At 38.9% G+C, this 12,344-nt stretch carries 12 protein-coding genes; 8 read left to right on the top strand and 4 right to left on the bottom strand.

Going from position 1 to position 12,344, the window contains the following annotated elements; genetic code table 11:
* Positions 1-2,412: a TonB-dependent receptor plug domain-containing protein gene (locus DCS32_RS05465; protein WP_108877347.1), complete on the top strand. Its 2,412-nt coding sequence runs from the start codon at positions 1-3 to the stop codon at positions 2,410-2,412.
* On the opposite strand, the gene DCS32_RS05460 is transcribed toward DCS32_RS05465, so the two are convergent.
* The 4 genes from DCS32_RS05460 to DCS32_RS05440 all read right to left on the bottom strand — a co-directional run bounded on the left by DCS32_RS05460 (position 2,409) and on the right by DCS32_RS05440 (position 5,312).
* A complete protein-coding gene (locus DCS32_RS05460) occupies positions 2,409-2,978 on the bottom strand; it encodes a uracil-DNA glycosylase family protein (protein WP_204161803.1) in 570 nt (189 codons plus the stop codon). The genes DCS32_RS05465 and DCS32_RS05460 overlap by 4 nt on opposite strands.
* Positions 2,979-3,015: 37 nt before the next feature.
* Complete coding sequence (gene rsmI, locus DCS32_RS05455; RefSeq protein ID WP_108877345.1) at positions 3,016-3,690, bottom strand: 16S rRNA (cytidine(1402)-2'-O)-methyltransferase; 675 nt, start codon at positions 3,688-3,690, stop codon at positions 3,016-3,018.
* A gap of 41 nt (positions 3,691-3,731) precedes the next feature.
* Positions 3,732-4,094 (bottom strand): DoxX family protein, encoded by a 363-nt coding sequence (locus DCS32_RS05450; protein ID WP_108877344.1) that lies wholly within the window; start codon positions 4,092-4,094, stop codon positions 3,732-3,734.
* A gap of 372 nt (positions 4,095-4,466) precedes the next feature.
* A complete protein-coding gene (locus DCS32_RS05440; protein ID WP_108877342.1) occupies positions 4,467-5,312 on the bottom strand; it encodes a hypothetical protein in 846 nt (281 codons plus the stop codon).
* Between the two features lie 113 nt (positions 5,313-5,425).
* Between DCS32_RS05440 and DCS32_RS05435 the strand changes: the two genes are divergently transcribed.
* The 7 genes from DCS32_RS05435 to DCS32_RS05405 all read left to right on the top strand — a co-directional run bounded on the left by DCS32_RS05435 (position 5,426) and on the right by DCS32_RS05405 (position 12,327).
* Positions 5,426-6,085, top strand: coding sequence for a thymidine kinase (locus DCS32_RS05435; RefSeq protein WP_108877341.1), 660 nt, complete (start codon positions 5,426-5,428; stop codon positions 6,083-6,085).
* A complete protein-coding gene (gene alr, locus DCS32_RS05430; RefSeq protein ID WP_108877340.1) occupies positions 6,085-7,182 on the top strand; it encodes an alanine racemase in 1,098 nt (365 codons plus the stop codon). The genes DCS32_RS05435 and alr overlap by 1 nt, the downstream gene beginning before the upstream one ends.
* 83 nt (positions 7,183-7,265) lie before the next feature.
* On the top strand, positions 7,266-7,670 hold the full coding sequence (gene mscL, locus DCS32_RS05425; protein WP_108877339.1) for a large conductance mechanosensitive channel protein MscL: 405 nt from the start codon (positions 7,266-7,268) through the stop codon (positions 7,668-7,670).
* 230 nt (positions 7,671-7,900) lie between these two features.
* Positions 7,901-8,890 (top strand): aspartate-semialdehyde dehydrogenase, encoded by a 990-nt coding sequence (locus DCS32_RS05420; protein ID WP_108877338.1) that lies wholly within the window; start codon positions 7,901-7,903, stop codon positions 8,888-8,890.
* 90 nt (positions 8,891-8,980) lie between these two features.
* Complete coding sequence (locus DCS32_RS05415; RefSeq protein ID WP_162533597.1) at positions 8,981-9,613, top strand: CatA-like O-acetyltransferase; 633 nt, start codon at positions 8,981-8,983, stop codon at positions 9,611-9,613.
* Positions 9,614-9,671: 58 nt separating this feature from the next.
* Positions 9,672-10,049: a DoxX family membrane protein gene (locus DCS32_RS05410; RefSeq protein WP_108877336.1), complete on the top strand. Its 378-nt coding sequence runs from the start codon at positions 9,672-9,674 to the stop codon at positions 10,047-10,049.
* 109 nt (positions 10,050-10,158) lie between these two features.
* A complete protein-coding gene (locus DCS32_RS05405) occupies positions 10,159-12,327 on the top strand; it encodes a prolyl oligopeptidase family serine peptidase (protein ID WP_108877335.1) in 2,169 nt (722 codons plus the stop codon).
* Positions 12,328-12,344: the final 17 nt, after the last annotated feature.

The raw sequence follows: 12,344 nt of genomic DNA, 5'->3' as shown, positions 1-12,344 counted from the left end.
ATGCGCATACTCTTTACCCTACTCTTATTAGTAGCTGTCTCTGTACAAGCCCAAAAAATTACGGTGCTTGATGTAGATACGCGCGAACCTATAATAGGAGTTGCTATTTTTAATAAAGATAAAAGTAAAAGTGCTCTCACAGATTTTGATGGGAGAGCAGATGTGACCGCTTTCGCGAAAGCGGAAACCCTTTATTTTCAAGAAGTCGCACATAAAGATGCGCAATACAGCAAAGCTCAGATCATAGCACTTTCTAACAGAATCTTCTTAAAGCAGAAGGACAATCAGCTTACGGAAATTGTGCTCTCTGCTAGCAAATTTGCACAAAGCCGAAAGAACGTTCCGCAAAAAATAGTAGGAATCTCATCTGAAGATATACAGCGAGCAAACCCACAAACAGCTGCAGATTTGCTACAGGCAAGCGGCTCTGTATTTGTGCAAAAAAGTCAGCAGGGTGGAGGTAGTCCTTTAATAAGAGGGTTCTCTACAAATAGGCTACTCATTACGCTAGATGGCGTGCGTTTTAATACCGCAATCTTTAGAGGAGGAAACGTGCAGAATGTAATTTCCATAGATCCATTTACCATAGACCGCACAGAGGTGCTACTAGGTCCAGGATCTGTGATTTATGGTAGTGATGCTGTGGGTGGAGTGATGAACTTTTATACTAAGCAACCTAAGCTTTCATTTACAGAAACTAATGTGGTTACAGGTGCGGCCGTTGCACGTGTAAACACTGCAAATAATGAAAGGACAGGACATTTTGATATCAATATAGGGAAGCGCAACTGGTCTTTTCTTACGAGTGCAAGCTACTCAGATTATGATGACCAGCGTCAAGGGAAGCACGGTCCAGATGATTATTTGCGCACTGATTTTGTGCAAATTATTGACGGTGTAGATACTGCAGTGACTAATGATAATCCTTTGGTACAGGAGGGCTCTGCATTTAACTCCTTAAATTTGATGCAAAAAGTGCGTTTTAGGTCTAACGATACTTGGGATTTTAACTTAGGTCTTATTTATGCCACTACATCAGATTATGATCGTTATGATAGATTAACGAGAAAAAGAGATGGAGAGTTTAGGGCGGCAGAGTGGTTTTATGGTCCGCAACAGTGGTTTATGACTAACCTCCAGATTGATAAAGAGGGCTATGGTAGTTTTTACAATCGTGCAAGAGCAACCATTACGTATCAGAACTCTAAAGAGAGTAGAAATGATCGTGATTTTGGCGGAACAGATTTTTTTGAAACTGACGAGAATGTAGATGCATTTTCTGTTGGCTTAGATTTTACAAAAAATCTAAAGTCAAAACGTAATAAAGTCTATTATGGACTAGAGTATGTACACAATAAAGTAGGATCTAATGGTCAAGTAACAGATATCACTACTGGAACTATAAGCAATCAAGCTTCTCGCTATCCAGACGGATCTACATGGCAATCTCTAGCAGCTTATGGAAGTATACAATTAGAACTTACAGAGAAGACACGCCTGCAATCTGGACTGCGTTATAACCACATACTACTTGCAGCCGATTTTTCTGATAACAACGAGTTTTTTGCACTGCCTTTTGATAAAGCAGATTTAAGTACTGGAAACCTTACAGGAAGCATAGGTGTCACTCATGAAATTTCTAAGTCAGTAAGCCTCAAAGCAAATCTAGGAACAGCGTTTAGAGCACCTAACATTGATGATGTAGGTAAAATATTTGATAGCGAGCCAGGATCTGTAGTAGTTCCTAATCCTAATCTTAAATCTGAGTATGCTTACAATGGCGAACTAGGATTTAACTTCAATTTTTCTAACGCACTAAGGCTGGATGTAAACGGTTATTACACTTTGCTTGAAAACGCTTTAGTACGCCGCGATTTTGATCTTGATGGTGTAACAGAGATAGCTTATCAAGGAGAATTGAGTAACGTGCAAGCAATACAGAATGCCTCTAAGGCTGAGGTTTATGGTATAGAAATAGGCGCAGATGCAAAGCTTTCTAAAACCCTGAAACTTACAGGGCAGTTCAATTATACGAGTGGTGTAGAACAAGATGAAGATGGTAGTTACATTCCTTTTAGGCATGCGGCGCCGCTTTTTGGGAATAATCACTTAATATGGACTAGTAATAAATGGACGCTAGATGCTTCGGTGGCTTATAGTGGTTCTTTTGATTTTGACGAGCTTGCTCCTAGTCAGCAAAGTAACTCACACCTCTATGCCCTTGACAGTGATGGTAATCCTTACTCACCTAGCTGGTATGAACTTAGTTTAGGTAGTCGTTATGTGCTTTCTGATAGCTGGTCTTTTACAGCAAATCTTGATAATATTACAGACCAGCGATACCGTACATATTCATCTGGAATAGCTGCTGCGGGAAGAAATCTAATACTTGCGGCGACTTATAATTTTTAAGATATCGCTTTCGCGAAAGCGGACTTAAGCACAGGTAAAACTTGAGCCTCAAACCAAGGGTTTTTATGCAGCCAAAATCTGTTGCGTGGCGAAGGGTGCGGTAAGGGCATGAATTTAGGAAAGTATTTGTTATAATTGCGAACAGTTTCTGTTAGATTTTTATAAGTATTGTCTTTCAAGTAATATTTTTGGGCATAGGTGCCTATAAGAATGACAAGCTCTAAATCCGGTAGTTTTTCTAAAATTTGTTCATGCCATTGTGGAGCACACACGGATCGAGGAGGTAAATCTCCACTTTTTCCCTTGCCTGGGTAACAAAAACCCATAGGGATTAGAGATATTATTTTAGGGTTATAAAAAGTCTCATGATCGCAACTTAGCCATTTACGTAGTTGCTTGCCACTAGGGTCATCCCAAGGTATAGATGTCTTGTGTACTTTTGTTCCTGGAGCTTGACCTATAATGAGTACTTTGGCTTTTGGATGAGCAGAAACTATTGGATTTGGACCAAGAGGTAAGTCTAAACAAATGTTACAAGATCTAATGGATTTTAATAGGTTTTCCAAGGTGATAAGGTTAAGTGACTCATAGGATAGGAAACTGCTATTTTGACTTTCCTCCTACTATAATTACAATCTCACCTTTAGGAGGTTTGTTTGTATAATGGGCGAGTACTTCTGTGGCAGTCCCGCGCACAGTTTCTTCGTGCAATTTTGTTATCTCTCTAGATACAGAAACCGGACGGTTTGCACCAAAATATTCTATAAAATGACCTAGTGTTTTTATGAGTTTATGAGGTGATTCATAAATAATCATCGTGCGCGTTTCTTCTTGAAGTGCCAGAAAGCGAGTTTGGCGCCCTTTTTTTACGGGAAGAAATCCTTCAAAAATAAATTTATCATTAGGGAAGCCGCTATTTACAAGCGCAGGTACAAATGCTGTTGCGCCTGGTAAACAGTCTACCTCTATGTCTGCCTCAACGCAAGCACGTGTAAGTAAAAAACCAGGGTCAGAGATGGCGGGCGTTCCTGCGTCACTTATACATGCAATTACCTCACCTGCTTGAATACGCTTAACAATGGTATCAACTGTCTGGTGTTCATTATGCATGTGATGGCTCATCATCTGCGTGCCTATTTCATAGTACTTAAGTAGCTTACCACTCGTGCGAGTGTCTTCAGCTAGAATAAGATCTGCTTCCTTAAGTATGCGAATAGCACGGAAGGTCATATCTTCAAGATTACCAATGGGTGTAGGAACTAAGTAGAGTTTTGACATGCCGCAAAGTTAGTGATAAATGATAGTTTGTAGTTGTATAACTAACGATACATGGGTCTTACTTCTTTGCCAAAAAAGTAAGAAGCAAGTAGAAGTACTAGTGCAACAAGCGTCAAAGTAATATCATGATCTGCCTTGTAGTGTGCAGCCGCTGCGAGTACTACGTCGAAAAATATTCCAGCATAAGCCCACTCTGTAAGCCACGGAATACCTCTCCATAATAGCATAAGGATTGCGCAAATTTTTAATACCGCTAGCGGTATTACAACATATGTAGGATAATCTAGAGCTTTAAAAAAACCTTCAACCATCGCTGTATTTCTAAAATACATTTGAGCCGAGTAGAGCATGATAGCGCAAATGCCTATTGTGGTGATCCAGTAAATAATGCGTTGTACTTTCATGGTAAGCTAGTTTTGATTTTAGAATTAAACTCATTTAGTCTTGCCTTAAGACTTTTCCCTTCGTCGTAACTAATTCTAAAAGCTTTTAATGAATATTTAAAAACTGCAGTATTGGTAGTGATTACAAGTTGTTCTCTTAATCCGTTATAGCTTACAGAGTCAATTTTCGGAAATTTTTTATGCAGTACAATTTTATTTTCAATAATAAACATGAGATCATTCTCGGAAAGAGCGATTTTATCAACCTTAGCTTTCTTGAAGGTCAACAATAGTGATAAAAAAATATTATTATTTATAATGGCACTCTCTATGAACGTGGATGCAGATTTCTTCTTTAAAATAGTTGTTTGCAAAAGTCAATAGGGCATTTATCTATGAATACCTTCCTTCCACAATCTCTAGAAAGCGTGTTTCTTGTACTTCTTTTCCTTCCCAATTATTATAATCAGGTTTTACCATTTGGGAGATAAAAGTGCGAGCCTCTGCTGCAGAGCCAAAGGTTTCTAGTTGGCTTAGTACTCTATTATAGTCAGAGGTACTTCCAGCAAATAGATGTTTTATAAAGGAGAGTTTATCGTTGAGTCCAATTTTTAAACCAGTTTTCAAACGATCATTAAGGTTTTTTGGCTTATCATCTGCCACTTCTTGACTAGTGATTTCTTTAGGTTCGAAAATGGGCATTTGTCCGAATTCATTTCCTATTTCAAAACTATCTGCTTTGCCAACAGCTGGCTGAGGTGGTATAATAGCGTCTATTACCTTATCAATATCTGCAGCCTCAGGGGTCATTTCTGGCCACATATCTTTAATTTTTTCAATCACAGGCTCATGTACGGGCTCATCGTCATCATTATATTGCGTGCCATCTGGTCTGTGGTGATCATCTGTTCCTTTTGCTTCGGCGTATCTCGCTTGATTGTCTGCTAGTATTTCGGCAGGCGTTCTTGTAGGAGACGGAGTAGGAGTTTGGGTTTCTAGATCTGCTGGTGACGGTTCCTTTGCTGGTGCAAGTTCCTCATTTACCATTACTTCCTCTAGTTCTCTAAGTCCCAAGGTAGGTTTTCCTGCATTTTCGAGCTGTTCTGCATAAGCAAGAACAGTAAGCTTTTCATGCAGTTTTCTAGTTGTATCTGCCAGTTGTTTATAATCTGCATCGTCACGTAGTTGTAGGATTTTATGAGCTATGCTTACGAGTTCTGCCTTGATAGTTTTCTTCATAACTTTGAGATATGTGGAGTGGTTTCAACGTAATTTTGATACATTTACCTCTGCCTTAATCATTGGGATTAATAAAACGGAATTATTGCCGTTTTGGTCTAGAAAAGTACAAAATGTTTCTCGAAAATACAGTAAATCATAAAGAGCAATTTGGCTGGATTGAAGTCATTTGTGGATCTATGTTCTCTGGTAAAACAGAAGAACTCATCCGCAGGCTCAAACGCGCGCAGTTTGCAAAACAAAAAGTTGAGATTTTTAAACCTGCTGTAGACACGCGCTACGATGAAGAAATGGTGGTCTCACATGACGCAAATGAAATACGTTCTACACCAGTTCCTGCAGCTGCAAATATTCCTATGCTAGCAGATGGATGTGATGTGGTGGGGATTGATGAGGCACAATTTTTTGATGATGAGATTGTACAGGTTTGCAATGATCTGGCAAATCGCGGCATACGAGTAATTGTTGCTGGTCTTGATATGGACTTTAAAGGAAATCCTTTTGGTCCTATGCCTAATCTAATGGCAACGGCAGAGTATGTAACTAAGGTTCACGCAGTGTGCACTCGTACAGGTAACCTTGCTCAATATAGTTATAGAAAAGCACAAAGCGAGGATATTGTGATGCTAGGAGAGACAGAAGAGTATGAACCACTCTCACGTGCGGCTTACTATAAAGCTATGTTGCGAGACAGACTACGTAAGATGGACGTAGAAACTCCCGAAGAAATCACAACAAATACCTCGAGGCAAACACCTCAAGACCCTAACTAATGTCAATCACACGCTTAGAAATAGATCTAGCTGCCTTACGTCATAACTATTCTTATTTAAGAAAGAAGGTAGCACCCGCTGTAAAAGTTATGGCAGTAGTAAAAGCATTTGGATACGGCAGTGATGCTGGATCTGTGGCTCAAGAATTAGAAATCCAGGGGGTACATTACTTCGCTGTGGCATACGTTTCAGAAGGTGTTGCGCTTAGAGATGCTGGTATAACCACACCTATATTAGTGTTGCATCCGCAGCCAGATACTTTTGATGAGCTTATAGAGCGATGCCTTGAGCCTAGTATTTACAGCGTTAGAATGATGGAGTTGTTTACAGCTTTTGCAAAAGGCAAAGGGCAAGAAAATTACCCTATTCATTTAAAGTTTAACACAGGACTCAATAGACTAGGCTTCTTAAATACTGACGTATCATGGATTCTTGACCGCTTGCGCGAAAATGTGAGTGTAAAAGTAGCATCTCTCTTCTCACATCTTGTAGCTAGTGAAGATCCTGCCGAAGAAGAATTTACTTTAAATCAAATACTTCAATTTACAAATATCTCCAAGGAACTTCTACAAGCGTTGGATTATGTGCCATTCATGCATATGACTAATACCTCTGGAGTTATTAACTATCACAGAGCCCATTTTGATTGCGTGCGTATAGGTATAGGGTTGTATGGTTACGGTAATAATGAAGAGGAGACAAAAAATTTAAAACCAGTAGCTAGATTAAAATCTGTAATCTCACAGATTCATCATATTGAGCCTGGTCAGAGTATAGGATACAATCGAGCATACAAAGCAACCGAAAATATGGTTACCGCTACATTGCCTATTGGTCATGCAGACGGCATCTCTAGATCGCTAGGAAACGGTGTAGGTTATGTGATTATTGCGGGACAACAGGCGCCCATTGTAGGTAACGTTTGTATGGATATGGTCATGGTCGATATCACGGGTATAGTTTGTAAAGAGGGAGATGATGTGGAGGTTTTTGGAGAAACTACAAGTGCCGAAACACTGGCAGGAGAGATGCAGTCTATTTCATACGAACTCTTAACAGCGATCGGTCAACGGGTAAAACGTGTCATTCTTCGATAAAGCGTGTTTCTTAAACTTTTGTTAAGTGGTTTGAAAAAAATAGTTACCTTCGATTCATATTAACCTAAAAAACAGACTTGACAATGTTAAAAGAATTTAAGGATTTCATCATGACGGGTAACGTCATTGACCTAGCAATAGCAGTAATACTTGCTGGAGCGATTGGACTTGTAGTAAAAGGATTTGTAGGAGACATCATGATGCCTATTGTAGGTCACTTTGCTGGAGGTGTTGATTTTGCAGATTTAAAAATAGTTCTTGACGAGGCGGTAATGGTAGACGGTGCTGTAGCAACTCCAGAAAATGCAATTATGTATGGAAACTGGATTAATGCAATCATTAACTTAATCATCGTTGGTTTTGTACTTTTCATGATTGTAAAAGCTTACAACAAAACTAAGAAGCCAGTTGTAGAAGAAGTAGCAGCAGATCCAGGACCATCTGAAATCGATTTATTAAAAGAAATCAGAGATTCTCTTAAGAAATAATTACTCGTAGCAACCGCTACACTATTATATTCTAACTCAAACCACCTTGTTTATCTAACAGGGTGGTTTTTTTATGTAATTAAAACAAAGTTTGACGTATTGTTATATATCTAACTAACTTTTAAGGTTTCAACGGCTTATAAATCGTTAATGCGTACTAACTTTGACGTTTTATAAAGTTTTCGCGAAAGCGAAGCTCATTTTTAAAACAACCTCTTTAAAACGATACTATGAAAGTAGCGGTAGTAGGAGCCACCGGGATGGTAGGCCAAGTGATGTTAAAAGTTCTTGCAGAACGTAATTTCCCTATAACGGAATTAATACCTGTAGCCTCAGAGCGATCTGTGGGTAAGAAGGTACTATATAAAGAGAAGGAATACACCATCCACTCTATGGAAGATGCAATTGCAGCTAGACCCGATATTGCTATATTCTCGGCAGGTGGAGATACCTCAAAGGAATTTGCGCCTAAGTTTGCTGAAGTGGGAACAACCGTGATAGACAATAGTTCTGCATGGAGAATGGACCCTACTAAGAAACTTATTGTTCCAGAAATTAACGCAACTTCTCTTACTAAAGAAGATAAAATTATAGCAAACCCTAATTGCTCTACGATACAAATGGTACTTGCAATGTCACCGTTACATAGAGATTACGGTATCAAAAGGTTAGTGATTTCTACTTATCAATCTATTACAGGTACTGGAGTAAAAGCGGTGCAGCAATTAGAAAATGAATATACTGGTGAGAAGGGAGAAATGGCTTACCCTTACCCTATACACCGTAATGCAATACCGGCTTGTGACGTTTTTGATGATAACGGTTACACCAAAGAAGAGTTGAAGCTTGTAAATGAAACTCAGAAAATTTTAAATGACAGATCTATTGCGGTAACAGCAACTGCTGTGCGTATTCCAGTGGTAGGTGGTCATAGTGAATCTGTAAATGTTGAGCTCCGTGCGCCTTTTGAAGAGAATGACATTCGTAAGGTTCTTAATGAAACTTCTGGAGTAACGGTACAAGATAATCCGGATACAAATACATACCCTATGCCTATTTATGCAGAAGGTAAGGACGATGTTTATGTAGGTAGAATACGTCGTGATTACTCACAAGAGAACACGCTTAACATGTGGATTGTATCAGACAACTTACGTAAAGGTGCTGCAACAAATGCGGTACAGATAGGAGAATATCTAGTAGCTAATGGCTTAGTGTAACTCCTACACTATTAAAAATATCTTTATTTAGTACTATAAAAAGTCCCTCCTCGTGAGGGACTTTTTATATTTGTACAAAACACAACTACATTGAATAAAATAGATATCTCTAGCTGGAAGCGCCGCGCACATTTTGAGTTTTTCTCACAATTTGAGGAGCCTTATTTCGGGATCACTTGGCAAGTAGATATGACACTTGCAAAGCAGCGAGCAAAAGAGCAAGGAGTGTCTTTATTTATCTATTATCTACACAAGTCGCTAGAAGCTGCGATGGCTATTGAGAACTTTAAATACCGGATCACACCAGATAATGATGTGGTTTTACTTGATACTATAAGCGCTAGTGCGACGCTCATGAGAGATAATGAAACCTTTGGTTTTAGTTATATTCCATATGATGCAGATATAACGGTTTTCACAAAGTCCGTGCAGAGTGAGGTGGAGCGCATAAAAAATTCAGACGATCTTTTTCCGCCTATTAATACAGATGATGTGATGCATTGTTCTGCCATACCTTGGATGGATTTTTCATCCATTACACACTCCCGACTCTTTAAGGCAAAGGATAGCGTTCCTAAAATCTCTTACGGGCAGATAACAGAAAAATCATCTGGAACCTTTACAATGCCTGTTGCACTGTACGTGCATCATGGACTCATAGATGGCTTACATGTATCTCGATATAAGGATATGTTTCAGCAACTTCTAGACGGTAAAGAGTAGGTCTTTGTAATTAAGTACTTTGTCTATCGTCTAAGGTTGTAATTAAAAAACAACCATTATGAAATTAGTACACACAATTATTCGCATAGGGCTAGGCTTAATGCTTCTTGTCTTTGGACTCAATAAATTTTTCTGGTTTATGCCAGATTTTGAATTTGGTGATAATGTAGGCGCAGCACATCTTTTTCAAGCATTTACAGATAGTGGTTATATGTGGCCGCTAGTAGGAGGACTAGAAGTGATTGTAGGACTTCTCTTTATAACTAAGAAGATTTTTCCTGTGGCGTTACTCGCATTGATTCCTATATCTGTAAATATTGTTCTTTTTCACGCCGTATTAGATCCACCTAATATTGTGCCTGCGCTTTTAGTAGCAGTTCTCAATGGGTATTTTATATACCGTAATTGGAATAATTATAGACATTTGTTTTCTTAGAAAATGCTTAACACTATATTTAACCCGCTCTTTTGAGTGGGTTTTTTTATGCTTTCGCGAAAGCGTAATAACCCGTATCTTGAATACGCAATCAAACACAACCCGTATTATGAAAAAATTGATTCTTCTCGCTCTTGCTACAACTGCTATTATAAGCTGTGATGATAAGCCGGCGACACCTAAAAACACTATTGCTGTGAACTATACCGAAACTAAAAAAGTAGATACTGTAGATACCTATTTTGGCACAGAAGTACAAGATCCTTACAGATGGCTAGAAGATGATCGTAGTGAGGAGACGATGGACTGGGTTGTACGTGAGAACAATACCACCCAAGACTACTTAAAGAATATTCCCTTTCGTGAGGAGCTCAAGGAGCGCTTATCCACATTGTGGAATTATGAAAAAGTAGGTTCGCCATTTAAAGAAGGTGATTATACGTACTTCTATAAAAACGACGGACTTCAAAATCAGTACGTTATTTACCGTTATAAAACTGGTGAAGATCCAAGTACTGCTTCTGTATTTTTAGACCCAAACACCTTTGCAGAAGATGGTACTATCTCTTTAGGAGGAGCAAGTTTCTCTGAAGATGGCTCTATACTAGCCTACGCTATTTCTGAAGGAGGAAGTGACTGGCGTAAGATTCTCGTTATGGATACCGAGAAAAAAGAAATTATAGAAGACACGCTGGTAGATGTAAAGTTCTCTGGAATGTCTTGGTATAAAAACGAAGGTTTTTACTATTCTAGTTATGATAAACCTAAGGGCAGCGAACTATCGGCAAAGACAGATCAGCATAAATTATATTACCATAAGTTAGGTACTGCACAGGCTACAGATAAGCTAATATTTGGCGGTACAGCTGCAGAGAAGCATCGTTATGTAGGAGGTGGAGTTACAAAAGATAACCGCTATTTACTAGTAAGTGCGCGTAACTCTACTTCTGGAGGGAAGATGTTTATGAAAGATCTCGAGAAGACTAATAGTCCTTTTGTGACTGTATTAGATCACGAAGATTCTGATAGTTATGTGATGGAAAATATAGGTAGTAAACTATTTATAGCGACTAATCTTGATGCGCCTAATATGCGTGTAGTAACGGTAGATGCTTCAAACCCAACTCCAGAAAACTGGGTAGATTTTATACCAGAAACAGAGAATGTATTGAGTCCAAGTACTGGTGGAGGTTCTTTCTTTGCTAGTTATATGGTAGATGCAGTTTCAAAAGTAAAGCAGTATGATTATGACGGTAAGCTTGTACGTGATGTAGAACTTCCGGGAGTAGGTACTGTAGGAGGTTTTGGAGCAGAGAAAGATGAGAAGGAGTTATATTTTAGCTTTTCAAATTACAAGACGCCAGGTAGTATTTATAAATATGACATCGCATCTGGAACTTCTGAGCTATTTATCAAACCAGACATAGATTTTGATCCAGAAGCATATGAGAGCAAGCAAGTTTTTTATAGCTCAAAAGATGGTACAAAAGTACCGATGATTATCACTTATAAAAAGGGAACAGAGCTTAACGGTAAGAACCCTACTATCCTTTATGCTTATGGAGGATTTAATATAAGTCTAACACCTAGCTTTAGCATTGCAAATGCGGTGTGGATGGAGCAAGGAGGAGTATATGCAGTGCCTAACTTAAGAGGAGGCGGTGAGTATGGTAAAAAATGGCATGATGCTGGAACAAAAATGCAAAAGCAAAACGTTTTTGATGATTTTATTGCAGCTGCCGAGTATCTAATAGATAATAAATATACTTCAAAAGAATACTTAGCAATACGCGGTGGTTCTAACGGAGGTTTGCTTGTAGGAGCAACAATGACACAACGTCCAGATCTTATGCAGGTAGCATTACCAGCAGTTGGCGTGATGGATATGTTGCGTTACCATACATTTACAGCAGGTGCTGGATGGGCTTACGATTATGGTACAGCAGAAGACAGTAAAGAGATGTTTGAGTATCTTAAAGGATACTCGCCAGTTCATAACGTAAAAGCAGGAACTTCATATCCAGCAACTATGGTAACTACAGGAGATCATGATGATCGTGTAGTGCCAGCGCACTCATTCAAATTTGCTGCAGAGCTTCAAGAAAAACAAGCAGGAGATGCCCCAGTACTTATACGTATTGAGACAGATGCTGGTCACGGGGCTGGTACGCCGGTAGCAAAAACTATCGAGCAGTATGCAGATATTTTTGGATTTACCCTTTATAACATGGGTTATGAGGTGTTGCCAGAAAAAGTAGCAAAGAAAGTAAAAGGTTAATTAGTAATAATCACTAG

It is taken from the genome of Dokdonia sp. Dokd-P16 (assembly GCF_003095655.1).
Taxonomy (GTDB): domain Bacteria; phylum Bacteroidota; class Bacteroidia; order Flavobacteriales; family Flavobacteriaceae; genus Dokdonia.
This window is presented reverse-complemented; position numbering and strand designations above follow the sequence as displayed.

Coding starts and splice junctions, on each gene's coding strand:
- DCS32_RS05410 (WP_108877336.1), top strand. CDS start 9,672: ATGAAATTAGTACACACAATTATTCGCATAGGGCTAGGCTTAATGCTT.
- mscL (WP_108877339.1), top strand. CDS start 7,266: ATGTTAAAAGAATTTAAGGATTTCATCATGACGGGTAACGTCATTGAC.
- DCS32_RS05450 (WP_108877344.1), bottom strand. CDS start 4,094: ATGAAAGTACAACGCATTATTTACTGGATCACCACAATAGGCATTTGC.
- DCS32_RS05440 (WP_108877342.1), bottom strand. CDS start 5,312: ATGAAGAAAACTATCAAGGCAGAACTCGTAAGCATAGCTCATAAAATC.
- DCS32_RS05435 (WP_108877341.1), top strand. CDS start 5,426: ATGTTTCTCGAAAATACAGTAAATCATAAAGAGCAATTTGGCTGGATT.
- DCS32_RS05465 (WP_108877347.1), top strand. CDS start 1: ATGCGCATACTCTTTACCCTACTCTTATTAGTAGCTGTCTCTGTACAA.
- DCS32_RS05405 (WP_108877335.1), top strand. CDS start 10,159: ATGAAAAAATTGATTCTTCTCGCTCTTGCTACAACTGCTATTATAAGC.
- alr (WP_108877340.1), top strand. CDS start 6,085: ATGTCAATCACACGCTTAGAAATAGATCTAGCTGCCTTACGTCATAAC.
- rsmI (WP_108877345.1), bottom strand. CDS start 3,690: ATGTCAAAACTCTACTTAGTTCCTACACCCATTGGTAATCTTGAAGAT.
- DCS32_RS05420 (WP_108877338.1), top strand. CDS start 7,901: ATGAAAGTAGCGGTAGTAGGAGCCACCGGGATGGTAGGCCAAGTGATG.